At 37.3% G+C, this 20692-nt stretch carries 19 protein-coding genes and 1 tRNA gene; 12 read left to right on the top strand and 8 right to left on the bottom strand.

Translation table 11 applies throughout. The features are described 5' to 3' along the window. On the bottom strand, nucleotides 1-897 hold the full coding sequence (locus ZPR_RS06095; RefSeq protein ID WP_013070763.1) for a DMT family transporter: 897 nt from the start codon (nucleotides 895-897) through the stop codon (nucleotides 1-3). Nucleotides 898-1350: 453 nt separating this feature from the next. On the opposite strand from ZPR_RS06095, the gene ZPR_RS06090 reads away from it, so the two are divergent. The 8 genes from ZPR_RS06090 to ZPR_RS06055 all read left to right on the top strand — a co-directional run bounded on the left by ZPR_RS06090 (nucleotide 1351) and on the right by ZPR_RS06055 (nucleotide 8227). Further along, nucleotides 1351-1638: a hypothetical protein gene (locus tag ZPR_RS06090; RefSeq protein WP_041578720.1), complete on the top strand. Its 288-nt coding sequence runs from the start codon at nucleotides 1351-1353 to the stop codon at nucleotides 1636-1638. Next, on the top strand, nucleotides 1638-1922 hold the full coding sequence (locus tag ZPR_RS06085; protein WP_041578719.1) for a hypothetical protein: 285 nt from the start codon (nucleotides 1638-1640) through the stop codon (nucleotides 1920-1922). The genes ZPR_RS06090 and ZPR_RS06085 overlap by 1 nt, the downstream gene beginning before the upstream one ends. Then, nucleotides 1909-4314, top strand: a complete 2406-nt coding sequence (locus ZPR_RS06080) for a TraG family conjugative transposon ATPase (RefSeq protein WP_013070759.1) — start codon at nucleotides 1909-1911, stop codon at nucleotides 4312-4314. Before ZPR_RS06085 ends, ZPR_RS06080 begins: the two co-directional genes overlap by 14 nt. Before the next feature lie 17 nt (nucleotides 4315-4331). Then, the gene (locus ZPR_RS06075) at nucleotides 4332-4928 is read left to right on the top strand and encodes a TrbJ/VirB5 family protein (RefSeq protein ID WP_083759742.1); all 597 of its coding nucleotides are present in this window, start codon (nucleotides 4332-4334) and stop codon (nucleotides 4926-4928) included. Nucleotides 4929-4945: 17 nt separating this feature from the next. Continuing rightward, nucleotides 4946-5794 (top strand): hypothetical protein, encoded by an 849-nt coding sequence (locus ZPR_RS06070; protein ID WP_041578718.1) that lies wholly within the window; start codon nucleotides 4946-4948, stop codon nucleotides 5792-5794. Nucleotides 5795-5825: 31 nt separating this feature from the next. Next, entirely contained in the window at nucleotides 5826-6437 is a 612-nt protein-coding gene (locus ZPR_RS06065; RefSeq protein WP_013070756.1) for a conjugal transfer protein TraK, read from the top strand. Nucleotides 6438-6512: 75 nt separating this feature from the next. Then, the gene (traM, locus tag ZPR_RS06060; RefSeq protein ID WP_233421370.1) at nucleotides 6513-7406 is read left to right on the top strand and encodes a conjugative transposon protein TraM; all 894 of its coding nucleotides are present in this window, start codon (nucleotides 6513-6515) and stop codon (nucleotides 7404-7406) included. Nucleotides 7407-7417: 11 nt separating this feature from the next. Continuing rightward, nucleotides 7418-8227 (top strand): DUF4138 domain-containing protein, encoded by an 810-nt coding sequence (locus ZPR_RS06055; protein WP_013070754.1) that lies wholly within the window; start codon nucleotides 7418-7420, stop codon nucleotides 8225-8227. Between the two features lie 97 nt (nucleotides 8228-8324). Here ZPR_RS06055 and ZPR_RS06050 read toward each other — a convergent pair whose 3' ends face one another. Both ZPR_RS06050 and ZPR_RS06045 read right to left on the bottom strand, forming a co-directional pair. After that, nucleotides 8325-9605, bottom strand: coding sequence for a site-specific integrase (locus ZPR_RS06050; protein ID WP_013070753.1), 1281 nt, complete (start codon nucleotides 9603-9605; stop codon nucleotides 8325-8327). Between the two features lie 228 nt (nucleotides 9606-9833). Further along, nucleotides 9834-9907: transfer RNA gene (locus ZPR_RS06045), tRNA-Pro, on the bottom strand. Nucleotides 9908-10052: 145 nt separating this feature from the next. On the opposite strand from ZPR_RS06045, the gene ZPR_RS06040 reads away from it, so the two are divergent. Then, nucleotides 10053-11627, top strand: a complete 1575-nt coding sequence (locus ZPR_RS06040) for an NADP-dependent glyceraldehyde-3-phosphate dehydrogenase (protein WP_013070752.1) — start codon at nucleotides 10053-10055, stop codon at nucleotides 11625-11627. A gap of 22 nt (nucleotides 11628-11649) precedes the next feature. On the opposite strand, the gene ZPR_RS06035 is transcribed toward ZPR_RS06040, so the two are convergent. Beyond that, entirely contained in the window at nucleotides 11650-12498 is an 849-nt protein-coding gene (locus ZPR_RS06035) for an aldo/keto reductase (RefSeq protein ID WP_013070751.1), read from the bottom strand. 209 nt (nucleotides 12499-12707) lie between these two features. Between ZPR_RS06035 and ZPR_RS06030 the strand changes: the two genes are divergently transcribed. The 3 genes from ZPR_RS06030 (at nucleotide 12708) to ZPR_RS06020 (ending at nucleotide 16285) form a co-directional block, all read left to right on the top strand. Then, nucleotides 12708-13706, top strand: coding sequence for a PAS domain S-box protein (locus ZPR_RS06030; RefSeq protein ID WP_013070750.1), 999 nt, complete (start codon nucleotides 12708-12710; stop codon nucleotides 13704-13706). 136 nt (nucleotides 13707-13842) lie between these two features. Further along, a complete protein-coding gene (locus tag ZPR_RS06025; RefSeq protein ID WP_013070749.1) occupies nucleotides 13843-15105 on the top strand; it encodes a YaiO family outer membrane beta-barrel protein in 1263 nt (420 codons plus the stop codon). Between the two features lies 1 nt (nucleotide 15106). Then, nucleotides 15107-16285 (top strand): hypothetical protein, encoded by a 1179-nt coding sequence (locus ZPR_RS06020; protein ID WP_013070748.1) that lies wholly within the window; start codon nucleotides 15107-15109, stop codon nucleotides 16283-16285. On the opposite strand, the gene ZPR_RS06015 is transcribed toward ZPR_RS06020, so the two are convergent. The 4 genes from ZPR_RS06015 to rimO all read right to left on the bottom strand — a co-directional run bounded on the left by ZPR_RS06015 (nucleotide 16282) and on the right by rimO (nucleotide 20656). Continuing rightward, complete coding sequence (locus ZPR_RS06015; RefSeq protein WP_013070747.1) at nucleotides 16282-18330, bottom strand: LTA synthase family protein; 2049 nt, start codon at nucleotides 18328-18330, stop codon at nucleotides 16282-16284. The genes ZPR_RS06020 and ZPR_RS06015 overlap by 4 nt on opposite strands. 96 nt (nucleotides 18331-18426) lie before the next feature. After that, nucleotides 18427-18828 carry a hypothetical protein gene (locus ZPR_RS06010; RefSeq protein ID WP_013070746.1) on the bottom strand — a complete coding sequence of 134 codons (402 nt, stop codon included), beginning with the start codon at nucleotides 18826-18828 and terminating at the stop codon, nucleotides 18427-18429. Nucleotide 18829: 1 nt separating this feature from the next. Continuing rightward, nucleotides 18830-19246: a hypothetical protein gene (locus ZPR_RS06005; protein ID WP_013070745.1), complete on the bottom strand. Its 417-nt coding sequence runs from the start codon at nucleotides 19244-19246 to the stop codon at nucleotides 18830-18832. Between the two features lie 60 nt (nucleotides 19247-19306). Beyond that, complete coding sequence (gene rimO / locus ZPR_RS06000) at nucleotides 19307-20656, bottom strand: 30S ribosomal protein S12 methylthiotransferase RimO (protein ID WP_013070744.1); 1350 nt, start codon at nucleotides 20654-20656, stop codon at nucleotides 19307-19309. Nucleotides 20657-20692 lie beyond the last annotated feature (36 nt).

Genomic DNA, 20692 nt, shown 5'->3' with positions numbered 1-20692 from the left:
TTATTTTTGTCGAATAATCAATAATAAGCCGGTGATTAGAATAAAAGCTCCCGGCCAAAATAAATTATTAGGAATTTCATTTAAAAACAGAATGCCAAGAGTTGCTGCTAATAGAGGCGTAAGCAACCTTAGTGATGTTACAGTGACCGAAGCTAACACTGATGAGGCATAGGCATAACAAAGTGCTGGTAAAAGAGTGGCAAAAACACCTAATCCTAGAATAAAATAGATGACATTCAAATCCAATAGTTTCCTCATATGAATCATATTACCGGATATCCCTATTATGAAAAAACTTACTAGGCTACCTATCAAAAATGTAAAAAATGTTGCTATCTGTGAGGAGGGTTTTTTAGATGAATCAATAGTGCTATAAAAAATAGAATATATGGCCATTGCTGATCCAGCAATCAATGCCATAAAATCCCCAAGTAGATGTAAATTATTAAATGAAGATTGATTGGAAGATGCTCCTGAAATCACTACCAAAACAACGCCTATAACCCCGAGACATATTCCCCATACCTCATTAGAAGTTATCGACAAACCTTTTAATCTTCTATAGAATAATGCAAATAATGGAGTTGTGTTGGTAAGAATGGCTACTTCTGCAACGGGAGCGATTTGATAAGCTGTTACGACCAATAAAAAATATCCAGCCATTAATAACCCTAACAACCAGGAATGCTTTGAAATCCATATTTTTTTTGACAGGCCTCCACGGCTAATAACTAAAAACAAAAGCATAAAAAAAAGGCCGATCAAACAACGTCCAGCTACGATTTCTATCGCAGAAAAATCATTTAAAAACCGAACAAATATACCCGTGGTCGACCACGCTAATGCAGAAAATAATGCGGCTAAAAAACCTATTTTATTGTTTTTATGAGAATTCATTTTTTAGGACAAAGTTATATTTTATTCACTGTTGGCCTTGGGTTAATTAAAATAATAAGCTATCCTGAAATAATATGACCTGAATCCCATTATATAAATTATAGAATTGTCAAATGTATGATATGATAAGGGGATAAAATACAATTCATACCTCAAAACCGCATAACTTACTACCACCAACAAGCCAAACCCAATTCCGAAATATCGGATAAAAACTTTCCATCGTAAAACCACAAATCTGACGTTTTCAGCTATTCTTTCCATCTCCTCTTTTCGAGTTGTTAACAACCCTACTTCCAAATTTCATAAAATTTGATGGCAAATCACATCATTGAAAATCAATTCCAAATAAATAATATTTTATTCACAATAAATTGATTTTCAATTATTTAAAATACTAAATCATTAATTTTCTCATAACGAAAACGAATCAAAAATTTAAAACGTTCCGTTATGAAAAAATCTATCTACCTGGCGAGTTTGCTTTCGCTACTATCCACTTCCCTATTTGCCCAAATTGGCGGTATCGAAGATTCCGTTAATGATATTTCCAATACCATCCGGTCCATATTCCCCATTATCCTCGGGGTCATCTTTTTGGTGGGTTTCCTATTCAACGCCGGGCATTTCTTTGGGGAAAATGCCGATCTGAAAAAAGGAATTACCCGTGTGCTCGTGTTTGTACTCATCGCAGGTGCCGTGGTGGGTATCTTTACTTATCTCATCGGAATAGTAGTGTAATGAAAGTATTCATACCTTATAAGAACATTCGAAAACGGGCGATGATTTTAGGACTTCCCCTCTCCTTTTTTGCCCTGCAAATGATCTTGGTGATCGCCTCCCTACTGCTTATCATTTTTTCTTTTAGTCTAGGGATGATCGCAACAATACTGCTATGGAACATCGCCCTGTATGTTTTGCTGAACAAACTTGTTCAAAATCCGGGACTATTCCATTTCCAAAAAGTATTTCCACAACATATCAGCAACAAAAAATTAAGCCTATGCTATGATGAAAAAGATTAACCTTTCAGCTTACCATCCCATCCTGGATATTCAGAATAATGTACTTTTTGCATCCAATGGCAATATCGTGCTCGGTTACCAGGTATCGCTACCCGAAATTTATTCCCTCTCGGAAAAGGATTTTGAAGACCTACACGCTAGTTGGTTTCAGGCCTTTAAATCGCTTCCAGCTGGAACTGTTATCCAGAAACAGGATATTTACCGCAAATCCCATTATACGGCTGAAGCACTACCGAATAATACTTTTCTGCAACAAGCCACCCATCATTATTTTAAAAATCGGGAATATTTACAGCACCAAAGCTACTTGTTTTTTGTACTTCCTCTGGACAAACATCTAAAAGCTTCCAAATATGTCAACCCGTTTCGGAAGACTGAAAAAGGCATTCATAAAAAGTTGGATCACCAGGTCAGGGAATTTATTGGAGCGGTAAAGGATGCCGTTTCCTTTATCAATAACAGTAGAAAAATAACCATTTCCCCATTAGGTCAAGAGGCTATTTTGGAATTTACCCACGCTTATTTTAATGGATTCTATCAAAATGTGGATACAGACATCAGGCTGGATCAAAAAGGAATTGCCATTGGCAATTATCATTTTGATGTGCTAGCGATCAATAGTGAACAATGCTTTGGGGAAAGCCTGCAAAGCAGTAAGATCAATGAAAAATTCACTTCTGATGATTTTACATTTCATCAGGGCTTTATCGATGGACTGGGATTGGATCTGGATGAAGACCATATCATTAACCACATCCTTTATTTAGATGATAAACATAAATGGCGAAAAGTACTGGAAAAGAAAATCGAGGAACTTTCCAAGAGCTCCAACTTTGGCACCCAGAACAAAGTGGTATTAAAGAAAATCCGTGAGATCGTAAGTCGCATCAATGAAGATGATAGCTCTCGCATTATCCGTGGCCATCTCAACATTATTTTTTGGTCTCAGGAAGCAACACAACTGGGTAGCATAGCTTCGAAAATCAAAACCGAATTCAAGGAACTGGATATGCTTCCCTATTATCCCAAGGGAGAAGAGCGCAAGCATTATTTTTTAAATTCCTATCCTTGTTTTGCATCCAACTTTTCTAATGAAGATCTTTATGTAACCGATCTTAAACACGCCCTGTGCCTTTACATCAACAATACCAATTACCGCTCCGATCATACAGGCATTATCTTTAATGATCGGCAACATAATATCCCGGTCCTAAAAGACGTATGGGATGAAAAGAAGAAACGCATTAAGGCCAGGAACTTTGCCATCTTCGCTCCCACGGGCGAAGGGAAATCCTTTTTAGCCAATAACATCCTTCGTCAATATTTTGAGAGCGGTGTACGACTAGTCATCATCGACCTGGGCGGTTCCTATTCCAAATTCGCCAAGCTCTATCCTAACGATCATATCATTTTACGCTATGAGCAGGGAAAAAACTTAGGGATTAACCCATTTTATATTTCCACTGATGCCGATTTAACTCCCGAACGGCTGGAAGATCTGTCGGTATTCCTTCTGGAACTTCTGGCCGAAGGACAAAAAGTATCCAAAGGCAAGGAAGTAGCAATGAAAAAAGTACTCTTACAGTATTATCAGGAAATCCGGGATCAGCATTCGTTAGCTTCTTTATATCATTTTGTAGATGAAAACAAAGATACACTCATACAGGGATTAGGAATCCGGGAGGCGCATTTCAGTACCTATGATTTCTTGCATATCCTTTCAGAATATGTGGAAGGAGGCCTTTACAGCTTTCTATTTAACGTGGGGGCCGATCAAACCTATAAGATCGAGGACAAACGATTGATTGTTTTTGAACTGGATGAAGTCCGCGACAACAAAGAAATCTTATCGGTGATGCTGAAACTGATCAAATCAGCCATTGAGCGCACGATCTGGCAAAACCGGTCTGAAAAAGGAATTATCCTTTTTGATGAGTTTGCCAAGCAATTGAAGTTTGCCAATGTATTGGAAAGCGTGGAATTCTACTACCAGGCCATCAGAAAACAAAATGGAGCTATCGGGATCATCCTGCAATCCATTAACCAGTTGCCCAACAATTCCACCTCAGCAAGTATTCTGGAAAATACACAAGTCATCTACAGTCTTCGTAATGAGAAAGGTTATGGAGAATTAAAGAAACGGCTGAATCTCTCTACCCACGATTTGAACCAATTACGTTCCATTCGTAACAATCTTACAGGGGCGCGGAAATACACCGAAATGTTTATCAAAATAGGAAAGGAAAGCAACGTTTTCCGTCTGGAAGTACCCCCGGAAGTCTATGCGGCCTACCTGACCGATGGTAGTGAGAACCAGACCATAATGGCCATTTATAAACAAACCAATGATATGGAAAAGGCCATTGAACGCTTCCTTAAAGAAAAAGTATAACCTAAAACCAACATTCTATGAAACATTCCATAAATCAAAGCATCAAAAAATTCGTGATAACCTTATCCATTGCCCTCTTTTCATCAGGCCACATTGTGGCTCAGGGAATGCCGGTATATGATAATACGAATTTTATCAGCCTGGCCAAACAGCTGATCGAATCGGCCAAGCAAACTTCCAATTTACTCAAGACCGTCGAGTTTCTAAAGCAACAAAAAGAGCGGATCGAACAGGTGAGCAATGTGATCCAACAATTGGATGCCGTAGGAAAACTGATCCAGAATAACCAGTACCTCTTTAATATGGTGCAGGGCGATTTGCAAGAAATCCTCAACTCCCCGTATATAAAACCCGATGAAATCAACCGGGTGACAGCCTCCTTTGAGGAAATTATCGATCGTTCGATGGAGAGCGTGGATTATGTCAATAAAATCCTGACCAGTGATTATCTAAAAATGAGCGATGCGGAAAGAGCTACCGTATTAAAAGATTACGAAACTAAATCCAATGAGATGGTCGCCGAGGTGCAGAACAAAACACGCCGGTATAAGGAAATCATTTCCTTTCGAAAAATGCAGGATCATATCAATAATCGCCCACTAAGTGGGATTTAATAAAAAGCGTAAATGAAATGACGAATACTGTGATAAGTCCAGGTTTGGGATTGGAATATATAGATACGGTCTTTCATACGATCAAAGACAGTGATTTTTCCCAGTATACCATTACCGGGATGAAGACACTGGCCGTTTTGTTTTTCCTGATCAATATCCTTAAAAAATATAATGAAGGTGTGGCTGCGACCGATGGACATACCTGGGGATTAAACCCGACGGAACTTTTTAAAAACTTTGCCATTGTCCTACTGGTTATTTTCTCTACACAGGTATTGGACGTATTTGATAATATTCTGGTCGCTATAGAATCCCAATACCGGGACACGGCCCCGGCACTCCTCCCCTTGCAGCTCAGTGATGTTGATATTGAACGGGATGTGGGTGCCCTTGAGGCCGCCAAAAAAGCAATGGCAATGTTATACGAAGCCTTGGTAACTCCGTTATACGGACTTAAAATTCTTGCTTTTATTATTGGGGTAATCCTCTGGCTTTTGGATTTGTTTATCTATCCCCTCTTTTTGGCGGAGCGCTATTTTTTATTGGGAATAATGCAGGCATTTTTTCCGCTGGTCATTAGCCTGGCCGTATTTGAAAAATTCCGCTCCCTGGCCTATACCTTTTTTAAGCTTTATGCCGGGGTGTATATGCTCGTGCCGGCCTTCTTTTTGGTCAATATTTTTATCAATAACCTCCATACCGAAATCAACAGCCATTTTTGGAATGACCTCTTTGGGGCAGATTGGGGAGGCGAGTTTTTCGCGCCTGTCATCGAATGTGCCTCCATCGGTTTTATCGTCCTGCTCAAATTTAAGCTCTACCGAAAGGCCAGCACTTTTACCCTGCGCTTGTTTACCGGAGGTTAACGCGATCATTAATAGTCTAATCAAACACAAAATGAAAATACCCTATCAAAATATTTACAAGGTCTTACGGACCAATCGTTTTATCGTCCTCTCCTCGGTAATTGGCTCGGCCGTGGTCTGTATCATTTCCATAGTAATGGTCATCAAACTCCACCGGGAATCCCTGAACAATGCTTTTGTGATTAATGGGGACGGTAGCGTTATTCCCCTGAAAGTGGTCAAGCAACGGGAAAACCTGAAGGTAGAAGCCCTGGCCCATCTGGATCTGTTCCATCGCTATTTTTATGGGCTTAATGCCAACAATTACAAAAGTAATATCGAAAAGAGCCTGTGGCTGGGAAACAGTTCCGTATCTGACCTCTATCAGCAAAAACAAGCCGAAGGCGTCTATAACCGGCTTTTGCAATATTCCCTGGTTCAAAAAGTCATCACTATTGATTCAAAGGTGGAACTGCAAAGCGAGCCATACCGATTTAGTACTACTATCGTTTTTGAGATCAACCGTGGATCAGTAACTGACCGCTATGAACTGAAAACGGCTGGAAAACTGATGCAGGTCGACCGGAATTTCCCTCATAATCCGCACGGACTGCTCATCACCGACTTTTTTGAAAATAGCCTTCGCAAAATTAATCCTGAATAATACTTATTACTAAATCCCATACTTATGAAACTTCAAAAGAATAAAATCGTAATGATACTGATTGTAGTCAGTGTCGTGCTGTTTATCGTTGCCTATTCCTTCATCACTTTTGGCAAAGAAGAAGAAACCAATATTGATACCCATCAGGTCCCCCTCCCAAAGTTAGGTAGCGACCAAAAACAATATGAAACAAAAATGGAAGCCCTGGAAAACATCAAAAAGGAACGCGAGATCAATGCACCGAGCGTCTATGATGAAGAGCTGCTGGATGCTACCGGAACCTATGATCCTGACCTAAGGGATAAAGAAAAAAGACGGATGATCGACAGTATTTATTCGCAAGGGAATATGGATTATGCCTACAGCACCTACCGGCAAGATCAGGCAGCTCCACAAACCCCAGCTCCATCCAAAAATGATACGTTATCCAAAAAAATCAATAAAAAAGAACGGGAAGCGGCCGCCAAAGAAATGGGCCTGGAACACCAACTCTTCTTTGCCTCCAATCCAAAGGAAAACCTAAATACCCTATCGCAAAACACAGACGGACAATTATATGTTCAAGTCGATGGCACCCAGACCATCAAACAACATTATCGGCTTCGGATGCGGCTTTCACGAGCTGCCCTGATCGATGGAAAGCAGGTCCCAAAAAATACGCTTCTATATGGCTTTGTGAGTTTTAAACCCAATCGTACCCTACTTACTATCGAGCACATTAAAGGAAGACCTGTTTCTTTTGAGGCATATGATCTGGCCGATGGCAGTAAAGGTATCTATATTGAGAACAGTTTCCGGGAAGAGGTGCGCCGTCAGGTAATAGGTGATGTCGTAGATGAACTCGAAGTACCGGGAGTGCCACAGGTGAGCGGTATCAAACAGCTTTTTAGAAGGAGTAACCGTCAGGTTAAAGTCATCGTACTAAACGGCTATCAATTACTCTTAAAAATACCACAGGAACATTCTTAAAATCAAATATTATGAGAACATTTACTATTATATTATTACTGGCTTTAATAAATCCAGTCAATGCCCAAAAGGCTTTAGATACTTTATATGCGAATGATAAAAAGAACGTGGCCTTGTTTTTACCGAGTGCTATCCGACAAGGCATAACAGGAGCATCCAATTTTGTGTTTACCTATAATCGCGAAAAGAAGCAGTATTTTGGGCTATTAAAGGCACAACCCGGAGAAGAAAGTAACCTTTTGGTAGTGACCGATGATGGAAAGGTCTATTCCTATATGCTGAAATATAAAAAAGAACTTCCCAAACTGAATTATTTTATTTCTACTGATGAAAGTATCGGAATGGAGATTCCAGCCAAAGCTACTCCCAAAACCACACAGAAAGAACAAGACAGTCTTATTAAGCGACAGGAATATTTTCAGCGCTTTGCTGAGTATCTGCTAAAAACAGGTAAAAAACATTCCAAGACCAAACGTAAAAGAGGCATCAAGCTTCAGTTACGACGTATCGCCTACAATGCTTCAGAAACCTATCTGGTAATGGAACTTACCAATACTTCGGGAATTACTTTCGAAATAGATTTTCTGAAAGTATACCGCGTTAGTGGCAACAAAAAAAGAAAATCTTCCTTTCAAAAACTGGAAACAAAACCGATCTATACTTGCCATATGCCTTCGAAGATCTATAACAGCCAATCGTTACACTTGGTGTATGTGCTGCCCAAATTTGTACTGGGTAGTAAGGAGAAATTGCAATTGGAATTGCAAGAGTTAAATGGAAGTAGGAAGATTGTTTTGAAAACTCCTATGAACAAAAAATAGTAATTTACTTTGACCATCATGCTTGTTAAAAATTGATTCCTAAGAGCTTAGCACGAATACTGTGATAAGCTCTCGGGAATCAACCTAATAAATTATATCAAACAATTTTTAAATGGTCGTGTGCTGTTGACCTGTAGTTTTGCTCCTTTTTTGAATTATTTAATTTTATTTTCAATTTAGTCATATCACTACTAATCTTCTTTTCAATAACCCTGGCATATTTCTGGGTCGTTGATAATTTGGTGTGCCCCAACATTTTTGAGACCGTTTCTATAGGAACATCATTGAGAAGGGCTATTGTAGTAGCAAAGGTATGCCGCGCAACGTGAAAAGTCAGGTTCTTCTTAATGTTGCATAACTCCGCTATTTTCTTGAGGTGTTTATTGATTTTTTGATCACTGAACATTCGTAATAGCGAATAGTTATTTTCTTCACTAGGATAATCTGCATATTTCTCCAATATTGCCTTGGCCTCATCCAATACGGGTAGTTTTACCGGGGTCTTTGTCTTTTGACGCCTGACCATTATCCATTGCTCATCATCAATACCATTGACGATGTCGCATTGTTTCAAGTTTTTTACCTCGATATAACTGAGCCCGGTATAGCAGGAAAAAACAAATACATCCCTAACCAACCGAATACTTTCTTGGGAAATGCGAAGCAGCATTATGCTGTCGAGCTCATCCCGCTCCAAAAAGGGACAATCAAATTCCTCGTACTTCAATTGATATAATGCAAAGGGATTTGATTTCAGCCAACCATGTTTCAGGGCAAGGGTTGTAAACTTCTGTAAACGTTCTAAATGCTTCATCATACCGTTGTGATTGAGCGGTCTGGATTTACTCAAAGGGGGACAAGTGCGGAGATAGTTTTCAAATTTTACTATAAAGGTATAGTTGATCTGTGCCAAAGGGATATCATTCGATTTGAATTCCTTTTTGAGAAAACGGCTCACATATTTTTCGGTAGCATTGTAATTCTTAGCGGTACCAGGTGCCAGTTTATGAAGTTCATTTTCCCTATGGTAATCCATAAGGTCCTTGCACGTCAATACAGCCTTATCCTTGCCAAAATACCTCAATTTAATAGACTGAGAGGTAATTGGCCTATTTTCATCTTTAAGTTGCCTATATGCTTTCTTGATGAGTGATTTTATCTCATCTAGTGCATCATTGACGATTTTGGCGTTTTTTGTTCTAGTTTTTACCCGATCTGCCTTATCATCCCAGTGTTTAGCATGTACAGATTCCTTGGTACTTATATCGCTAGGTTTACTATCTACCCAGATTCTTGCATAGATAGGGGTCGTTCCATCATTTTTGATTGATGATTTTTTCAACCAAAAATGAATATTGAATGTGTGAAATTTCGTCATCACTTTCGTTTTGGTTAAACATTCCTTTAAACGAAAGCCAAATCGCTCCGAAAGTCAATACGGGCTATTAACCCTAAATTTAGGAATTTATTTCCTAAAAAAATAGGACACGAAATAGGACATCAATGAATATGCTTTTAAACGGATATAAAAAAAGTCAGTAAAAATACATTTTACTGACTTTCAATTATTTATATATTAAAAGAATTCCTTTTAATACCCTATTCGTCGGGATGACAGGATTTGAACCTGCGACCCTACGCCCCCCAGACGTATACGCTACCAGACTGCGCCACATCCCGAATTTGAAATGGCAAATTAAACAGGTTCAGATATAAATTCAAAATATAATTGAATAAAAATAAAACTTAATAAATTGATAATTTCACAATCACTAAAGAATGGAAATTGAGTATATTCACATTATACTAAATTGAATTTAAAAATATGATACCCGACCAACTAAAAATCAACGAACTACTACATCAAAAATCCTATCTAAGCGACGGCAAACTCATCGAATGGCAAGGCAAAACCGATGAAGTTTTTTCTACAATTTCAACTTCAGAAAATTATCAAAGAACTTTATTGGGGACTGTTCCACATATGGATAAAACTACAGCTTTAGAAGTATTAACCTCAGCTTGCAATGCTTTTGATAAAGGAAAAGGCTTATGGCCTACCATGAAAGTATCCGAACGTATTGCCTGCATGGAAAATTTCGTAGGCAAAATGAAATTGCAACGCGAGATTGTAGTGAAATACCTTATGTGGGAAATTGGAAAATCTATGCCAGATTCTTACAAGGAATTTGACCGAACGGTGGAGTATATAGAAGATACTATTGAAGATTATAAAGACCTGGATCGCAACAGCGCTAAATTTTCTAAAAAAGACGGTGTTTATGCGCATATTAGGAGGGGACCTTTAGGAATCGTTTTATGCCTGGGGCCTTATAACTATCCTTTAAATGAAACTTTTGCTTTACTTATTCCCGCTATTATTATGGGAAATACCGTGATTTTTAAACCGGCGAAACATGGAGTTTTACTAATTTCTCCGCTTCTTAAAGCTTTTCAGGAAAGTTTTCCTGCCGGTGTGGTAAATGTAATTTACGGTAGAGGTCGTGAGGTTGCCGCCCCTATAATGCAAAGCGGAAGAATAGACGTTCTCGCACTTATAGGTAATAGTAAATCGGCTATTGCTTTGCAGGATCAACATCCTTTTAAAAACAGACTACGACTGGTTTTAGGACTTGAAGCTAAAAACCCGGGGATCGTATTGCCGGATGCCGACTTAGATTTAGCGATTAGCGAATGTATCTCGGGTACTCTTTCTTTTAATGGCCAACGTTGTACCGCCCTTAAAATACTTTATGTACACGAATCGGTTCAGGACGCATTTTTAAAACGTTTTGCTGAAAAAGTAGATGCTTTAAAATTTGGAAATCCCTGGGAAGAAAATGTACAGTTAACCCCGCTTCCCGAGCCTGAAAAACCTGCTTATATTCAAGATTTAATTGATGATGCCAAACAACAAGGGGCTAAAATAATCAACAAAAAAGGAGGTGAGGTTTCAGAGAATTTTATTTTCCCGGCCGTGCTTTTTCCGGTGACCAAAGATATGAAGGTGTACCAAGAAGAGCAGTTTGGTCCGGTTATACCAGTTAAACCTTTTTCTGACATTGAAGAAATCCTGGAAGAAATTGCAGATTCAAATTATGGCCAGCAGGTATCACTCTTTGGTAAAGATATTGCAGAACTTGCACCGCTAATCGACACTCTGGTAAATCTTGTTTGCCGCGTAAACCTGAATAGCTCCTGCCAGCGAGGTCCCGATGTTTTCCCATTTACGGGAAGAAAAGATTCGGCAGTAGGTACGCTTAGTGTACACGATGCACTGCGCTCCTTTTCTATACGCACATTTGTTGCATCTAAAGATAATCCATACAATAACGAAATTTTAGAAAATTTACTCCATAGCAAATCTTCTAATTTTATGAGTACAGATTATCTTCTCTAACTTTTACTCAGGAATATCCCGGTTATTTATTGGCAAAATGCTCCATAAAATGATCGGGATGTGCTCCTGTTCTTTCATTACTATCCAAAGCATCTATCTTCTGTACTTCAGATTCAGACAATTCAAAATCAAAAATATCAGCGTTTTGATGAATCCTGTTTTCATGAACACTTTTGGGAATCGTAATCACACCTTTTTGCAAATCCCATCGCAACACCACCTGAGCGGTAGATTTACCATATTTTTCAGCGATATCTTTTAAAAGTTTATTATCCAAAATTTGCCCGCGCATTAAGGGTGACCAACCTTCATACTGGATATTTCTTTCAGCACAATAATCCAGCATATTTTGTTGTACCAACTTTGGATGGAATTCATTTTGCAATAACATTGGCTTTATACTACCATTTTGAATGATTTCATCCATTTGATGTTCTACACAATTACATAACCCGATGGCTTTTACCTTACCCGATTTATAAATCTCTTCCATCGCTCGCCAGGTTTCAGTCAAAGTATCGGGAACAGGCCAGTGAATTAAATACAAATCTAAATAATCCAACTGTAATTTCTCCAAGCTCTTATCAATAGCCTTTAAAGTACCTTCGTACCCCTGGTCGTCATTCCAGACCTTACTGGTGATAAAAATATCATCTCTGTTAATATTACTTTCTTTTATCGCCTGTCCTACTCCCTCTTCATTATCATAAAAACTGGCAGTATCGATATGTCGATAACCTGCTTTTAAAGCATAATGTATTGCGTCCTTAACTTCTTTTCCATCCTTAGATTTATAAACACCTAAGCCTAAATAAGGCATTTCTAATCCATTATTGAGGCGTACCGTCCCATTAATATCAGTAATCTTCATAAGCTTTTTTTATAAAGATAAGGCGTGATTTTTAGTTCAAAAAATATATAGAAATTTTGACATTTTTTTGTGCTAAAAGTTTTCATTGTTTTATTCAGCCTAAGATTATATCTTTGACATTCCTTAAATTATTCTTAATGCGGAATGCTTTTTCTGAAGTCCAATGCTTTAAAAGGAAACATTAAAAAGCTTTTGAAGAGGTTGAGAAAATGATTGAAAACAAGACCTACAATATATTAATGATAGCTAAGCCTGAAGAGGAATTATTCTATCTAAAAAATTATCTGGACAAATCAATTATTAAAACTAAAGTCACTTCGGTATATTCCACTACAGATGCTATTAAAGAATTAAAAAAGCAAAAATACCATATCATTTTTTTAGATCTGGGCAAACCAGGAGAAACGGCATCAACTAAAATAGACCAAATTCTATCCTTTAGTCCCTCTATACCCACGGTAATTTTAAGCAATAAAATAGATCTGCCTTTTAGTATTTCTTGTCTAGAAAGAGGAGCCTCAGATTACCTGATAAAAGAAACCTTAGATACCTTTAGTATCTATAAAGCGATAAGACACAATATAGATCGCCGCAATTATATTCATGCGCTGGAAGAAGCAAAAATGCGCTATAGCCGTTTATTTCATTTAAGCCCGCAACCCATGTGGGTTTATGACATCGATACCTTAGAGTTTTTAGATGTTAACGAAGCTGCACTACAAAAATATGGCTACTCTATTAACGAATTCCTTTCCTTAAAAATTACTGATATTGCATCTGGGGACGAAATTCCAAAAATCCTTAAAACGGTTTACGAAACAAGAAAGAATGTTACCAGAAGCTTTAAAGGAATTTCCAAACATAAAACTAAGGATAATCAAATTATTGATGTAGAAATCCATAGCAACCTCATTAAATTTAATGAGAAATCGGCTCGCTTAATACTTGCTAACGATATTACAAAAAAACTCAAGCACATTAAGGCGATGGAAACCCAAAATAGAAAGCTACGCGAAATAGCATGGACTCAAAGCCACGTGGTAAGGGCTCCCCTAGTTCGAATGATGGCACTGGTAAACATGCTTAATGAACATTTTGAAGAGCCATCCGACTTCTACCTTGAGCAAATAAACAGGTCGGCTCAGGAATTTGACAAAATTATTCGCGAAATTTCAGATAAAACAGCCCAGATCGAATTAGACGATTAATCGCATCTTCCTTAAAAACACTTCTCATTTTTGTTTGATATATTGGTTTATCCAATATTTTTGTAGGTAAAATAGTATTTAATTTTTATATTCATAAAACCCAAATCATGTGCTTTCGCACCCGTATCCTTTTATAATGCAAAAAATACACTGTTCTTATTTTAAATACTGCACCTTAATTTTCTTTTGCCTGGTTCTAAATATTACTAGTAGGGCTCAGGAATATGGTGCTGATGAGTTATTCAGCATGGCAAGAAATGCTGCTTTTGAAGAAGACGATTATCCTAAAGCCATTAAACTTGCCAAACAGGCATTAGATCAAAGCCCCGATTACACAGGAATCCGAATCTTCTTAGGTAGAGTCTACACCTGGAGTAAAAAAACAGATAGCGCAAGAGTAGAATTTGAGAAAGTTTTAAAAGACAATCCGGGTCACGAAGACGGTTCTTTTGCTTACGGTAGTTTAGAATATTGGAACGACAATTCTAAAAAAGCCTTAGATATTGTAAATAGTGGTCTGGAAGTACATCCAGATGCCGAAAACTTATTACTGCTGAAAGCGAAAGTGCTTCGCGATCTTAAAGAATATAAACTCGCTCAGGAAGCCAATTCAAGACTTTTAAAAATTAATCCTAAAAATACTGAAGCCCGCTCCTTAAGTCAGCGATTAACCATACTTTCTGCCAAAAACCAAATTGGTGCTACCTACGATTTTGTTTATTTTGACAAACAGTTTGATGATCCCTGGCACCTTGCCAGTATCGATTATAGCAGGCAAACTAAAATAGGATCTATCGTAGCCAGGGTGAATTACGCCAATCGTTTTAACAACAATGCCTTACAATTTGAGGTAGACGCTTATCCAAGCATTTCTGAAACTTTTTACGCGTATGTAAACGCAGGATTCTCTGATGATGCAGGGATTTTCCCCGAATATCGCGCTGGTTTCTCCCTTTATGCCAATCTTCCATGGGCTCTGGAGGCCGAAGCCGGTTTTCGATTATTAGGTTTCGATGACCAAACCTGGATTTATACCGCTTCTATAGGAAAATATTATAAGAGCTTTTGGTTTAATTTCAGGACCTTTTTAACGCCATCCAACAGTTCTGTTTCGCAATCGTACAGTTTTATGACGCGTTATTACCTTGGTGGCGCAGACGATTTTCTTAGTTTAAGAGTAGGTACTGGTCTGTCTCCAGATAATCAAACCAATAATATCTTATACAATAATGGTAATCAATACCGTCTAAAATCAGATAATATCGCTATCGGTTATCGAAAAACTTTATGGAGCACCAATGTGCTATTTATAGAAACAGGCATCCAAAATCAGGAATATCGCCAGGGAGAAAAAGGCAATCAATTCACTATAGGTGTTGGATATTTAAAACGTTTTTAAAATGCTGAAAAAGCGTTTAAAACACATCATTATCATTTTAATTTTATTATCGCCTGTTTTTATGTTTCTGGCGTGGTTTTTTACACCAAAAACTAAAATGGTTGCAGCGATTATTGATAAAACTGTTTTAACTACAGAAGGACAGGAACATATTTCTTTAGACTGGGTGCTTAACTACAAGAAGTACACTAAAACATCTACAAAATTCTATAAAAGAAGTGAAGACTATTTCGGCTTTTTTCCAAAAGAGAACGAACAATTCGATCTTCGCGGTTTGGAACGTTTTCCTTCCAACAAAATAGAACAGCTAAGCAATGATGCTGATTTGGTCTATTTTACCGATACCTATGGAATTTACACTAACGAGTGGTACGAACAAAATAACCAGACCGAGCGATCCGGCATTGTTTACGGAGGATTAAAAGAAAACGATATGGAATTCCTTCAAAAAATGAAGGATAAAAATAAGCTTATAATCACCGAATTTAACACGTTTGGTTCTCCTACTGCATACGATATCCGAAGAAAATTTGAACATACCTTCGGATTGCAATGGACCGGTTGGACGGGACGTTATTTTGATAATTTAGATACCTTAACTAATAAAGAATTACCCAGGTGGTTAATCAAAAATTACCTGAATCAACACGGTAATAAATGGCCTTTTAAAAAATCTGGAGTGGCATTTGTAAACGAAAATGATCAGGTAACCATTCTTGAAGATAGTATTCATTTAGAGCGTGAAATTCCACAGATTATAAGTAATGCCTACGGAAAAAAACGATTTTCACTTCCTGATGAAATAAAATATCCATTTTGGTTTGATATTGTTCAAAATAACTCGGCTATCAATAAAACCGCGGCAAATTATAAACTGTACACTACAGAAAAAGGAAGCCGGGAATTGAAGAAATACGGTATTCCTACATCATTCCCTGCAGTAACTTACCATTTAGATAGCGATTACGAATTCTATTATTTCTCTGGTGATTTTTGTGATAACCCCATTACTATGGGAACTTCCTATTTTAAAGGAATCGGAATTTTTAAACGCTTCTTTTATAACGATAGGGATAAAACCGAAAGAGCCAGCTTCTTCTGGAAGTTTTATCGCCCCATGCTTCAGAAGATCTTAGAGGATTACGAGAAAAAAATCAGTACTAAAAACAACGAATCTTAGTTGGTGTACTTTATATAAACAGAATCTGGAATTATTTTTCCACCATTGGTGATAATCGCGTTCTTCTGTTTAAATCCGTTATACGCGTCCATTATACTTTTTTGCTGTTTAGGATCGTTTACTGGTCTTTCGCCCATATCCTCAAGGATCTCATAAAGACGATCACCATTAAGATGATAGGTACCTACCACATAATCTTTCATATTCACCTTGGTTTGAATCAACGGAATCTGGTGAATATTTCTAAAATTAACAACGGTATCCAGGCCTTTTCCTAACCAGCTCGTATCTTCGGGTAGATCAAGTTGGTAATTAGACTTCAGCAATCTTAAAATACTGGGAGCGACATCAGAATGGGATGAAATCGATGCCATTTCAGAAGTACGTTTAAGCATTGGAGAATACAATATTAAAGGTACATGATAACGATCGATAACCGTAGCCATAGGAATTTCGGGCATACGGTGATCCCCCGTAATTAGGAAAATGGTATTGCTAAAATCCGGACGCTTTTCATAATTTTCAAAGAACTTTTTCAGCATTGCATCGGTATATAAAATACTGGCATATTGATCTCGATAAGCACGATAGTCCTGCTTTTTACTTTCTGTAAAATCAAGCTGAGTCATACGCTCTTCAAAACGATCATAAAATTCCTGCTGCTGATTAATTTTGAACGGGTTGTGGGAAGAAACCGTAAGCAAGACCCCTAATTGAGGTTTTGCCATACTATCTGAAGGTCTGGTATTTAAATATTTTGCATAAAGCGCCTCATCATCATAGCCCCAGGTAAAACCATTAGTTTCTGGTAACAATCCCGAATTTGTAGAAAACTTGTCTTTATCAATAAGATCATCAATTTTATTTCTTCTTAAATACAGCTCCATATTATCGAAACTCGCATCACCACCGTAGTAAAATGAAGTTTCATAACCGTTATGTTTTAACAGGTTTAAAAGTGATAACTGATTAGGCATTTTTTCTCCCATACCTAAATAACCACTTTGCGCAAAAGGCAAAGAGCCTAAAATAGAAGGTAAAACAGCAAAAGTACGCCCTCCCTGACTAAGAAAGTTTTTCCAATACAAACTCTGTGTAGAAAGCGAATCAAGAAACGGGGTCCAATTTCCTAAATAAGCACCTTTATTCGTAAAAGCACGACCTAAACCTTCCACCAGAATAATCACAATATTCGGTTTCTTTTCATTAAGATTAAAATATGGCGAAAGCACATCGGTATCAGAATCTACATGATAAAAAGGATAATTGCTTTCATCTAAATATTCATAATCCACGACAGAATTATCAAGATTATCATAAATACCAATATAATTATCAGCATAAATATCGACGTCATAATCGGTCTTGGGAAAGAAATAATAATACGAACTTGTAAAAAAATAGTCTGATTTATTGGTCACCAGATTACTGGCAAAAGTGGTTTGTAAACTTATTTGGCTCCAAGCTGAAGTAGTTGAAGTAAAGAATATTATTACAGAAGCTAGTGGATAAATAATACCTAAAGCCCAGGGTAATTTAATAAATCTAGGCAACCACCATAAAATGGAAATACAAATGGCAACCACCACTAAGAACTGGAGTACGGCAACAATACTTAAACCTCCTGATGCTCCCAAAGTTTGCTGTACATCTTGTAACGAGTAACTAAAAAGATCTGCACCCAACAGGTTTAAAGAGGTCGTAAAATACAACACCAATGCGGTTTGGATAATGGCTGCGAAACAAATAAAAGTTTTGAAAGTAAATTTGGCTGATTTGGGATGCACTACATAAAAGATAAGGTAGAAAATATAGCAGACTGCCCCCCATTTTAGCCAAAGCAAAACATCCATCCAGCAACTATACATCAACAATCTAAAAAAGTTTTCCTGTACAGCATTGACTAGCGTATTATAAAAAAGCTCTAAAAGACTGAGTAAAAACAGTAAAAAGAGCCATACGAGTGAAATTGAAAAAAACTCCCTGGTAGCATTAATTAATTTCTCTCTAAAACTTAGATGATCGAATGAACTTATCTGTGACATAAGACTTAGTTGCAAGCAGCCAAAGTATCAAAAAAAGCTGTATTCTTAGCTTAAGAATACATAAAATCGATAGATATCTTCTAAAAAGCGCTATAACTAATTTACGGCAAGTCTAGACTTTAATAGCTGCAGATCCCCATCACCAAAGCCTTTAATATCCAGAATAGTGCCGCGATGCGCATCAGATTTTAAAATGAGTTTTTCTTTTTCGAAACGGAAATCAACAATATCTTTAAATAAAAATGATTTTGGTTTTAATTGCTGCCCTTTCATCTCCAATTTCTCCTCATCCCACGAGATTATAACGTCTTTTGGATAATAAAAATAGATTAACAAATTCACAGATCCACCAAAAAGAAACATCATAAACAAAAATTTACCGATAGGATTTGCTTCCTCGAACAGGTTTACGATTCCAGCAATTGTAAAAACTACTCCTGAAATTAACGGCAGATGTTTTACCCAAAATGGCGAATGTTTCTTGATCGTATTTTTCATATTAGGCAAATTGTAAATTAGTTTCTGAATTGAAATCCTGCTTTAATTTCCGGATCTCTTCAGGCTTGAAGCCTTTTAATTCTATCATTGTCCCGGCAGCTGCTCCTTTTTTGATCGTGAGATTATAATCTGAAACATTTAGATGATCTACTTCAGATAAATTATAAGAAACCTCCTTTTGGCACCACTGCTTTAAAACGATCTTATCCTCATCCCAGCTTATATATTCTTCAGTAGAACCACCAAAGAAATATTGGACTACGAAATAACAAATCCCGATAGCAAAGTAGCCATAAGACATTAAACTAGAGCTCTCTTCAGTAAAGAACATGGCAACAGCGACAATAAGGTAGAATAAACCAAATAAACGGTAATAATGTTTCCTAAAAAAGCCGTTATGTTTTTCGATTTTCTGCATAAAAAAGGATTCCGATATAAAAATACCGAAATCCTTTAATATTTCCTATAATTTTTTAGTCTATACCGTTTTTATCTTTAACTCTTTTCTCGTTGGTTTTGCTTCGGAATTTAACGGAGTACCATATAAATCGAAATCGGCAGCATCAGTGATTTTAATATCATAATATTCGCCTGTTTTCAGGTAAATTTCAGCAGCATCTATAAGTACTTCATTATCTACATCTGGCGAGTCAAACTCTGTTCTTCCGATAAAATAATTACCTTCTTTTCTATCGATGATCACTTTAAAAGTTTGCCCTATTTTTTGCTGATTCAGCTCCCAGGAAATTTGTGACTGAATTTCCATAATTTCATTAGCACGCTCCTGCTTTACCTCATCTGGTACGTCGTCTTCAAGATTATACGCATGGGTATTTTCTTCGTGAGAATAGGTAAAACATCCCAAACGCTCAAATCGCATTTCTTTCACCCATTCTTTTAATTCCTGGAAATGCGCTTCGGTTTCTCCGGGGTATCCCACGATAAGCGTGGTTCTAATCGCCATTTCTGGAACAGTCTCTCTAAATTTATATAAAAGATCGGTGGTTTTTTTATGAGTAGTACCACGACGCATCGATTTTAAAAGATCATCAGAAATATGCTGTAAAGGAATATCCAGATAATTACAGATTTTTGGCTCCCGTTTCATCACCTCTAGCACATCCATTGGAAAACCCGTTGGAAATGCATAATGCAAACGAATCCATTCGATTCCTTCAACTTTAACCAAATTCTCTAATAATTCGGCTAAATTTCTTTTTTTATAAAGATCAAGACCGTAATAGGTTAAATCCTGAGCGATAAGGATTAATTCTTTCACGCCGTTTGCCGCCAGCTTTTTAGCTTCAGTAACCAAATTTTCGATCGGTGTTGATTTATGGCCCCCGCGCATTAACGGGATGGCACAAAAACTACAGGGACGATCACAACCTTCAGCGATCTTTAAATAAGCATAGTTTTTTGGAGTCGTGGTTAAACGCTCACCAATAAGCTCATGCTTATAATCGGCTTCCAGGGCTTTTAATAAACCCGGGAGTTCTGTTGTTCCAAAATACTGATCTACATTTGGAATCTCCTTTTGTAAATCGGGTTTATAGCGCTCACTTAAACAACCGGTTACAAAAACCTTATCTACATCGCCCTGCTCTTTTTTCGCTACAAATTCTAAAATAGTATTTACCGATTGTTCTTTAGCATTATCGATAAATCCACAGGTATTAATTACAACAATATTACCTTCCTCCTCGTGAACAACATCTTTATTATTCGCTTTTAACTGCCCCATTAACACTTCGCTGTCGTAAACATTCTTACTACAACCAAGGGTTACTACATTTATCCTGTTCTTTTTAAGCGATTTAGTCCTCATGTAAAATCTTCGTTTAGGAGTGCAAAAGTAGTGAAG

The sequence above is a fragment of the Zunongwangia profunda SM-A87 genome (assembly GCF_000023465.1).
Lineage (GTDB): Bacteria > Bacteroidota > Bacteroidia > Flavobacteriales > Flavobacteriaceae > Zunongwangia > Zunongwangia profunda.
Note: the sequence above shows the minus strand (reverse complement) of the source record. Positions and strands in the feature narration are given on the sequence as shown.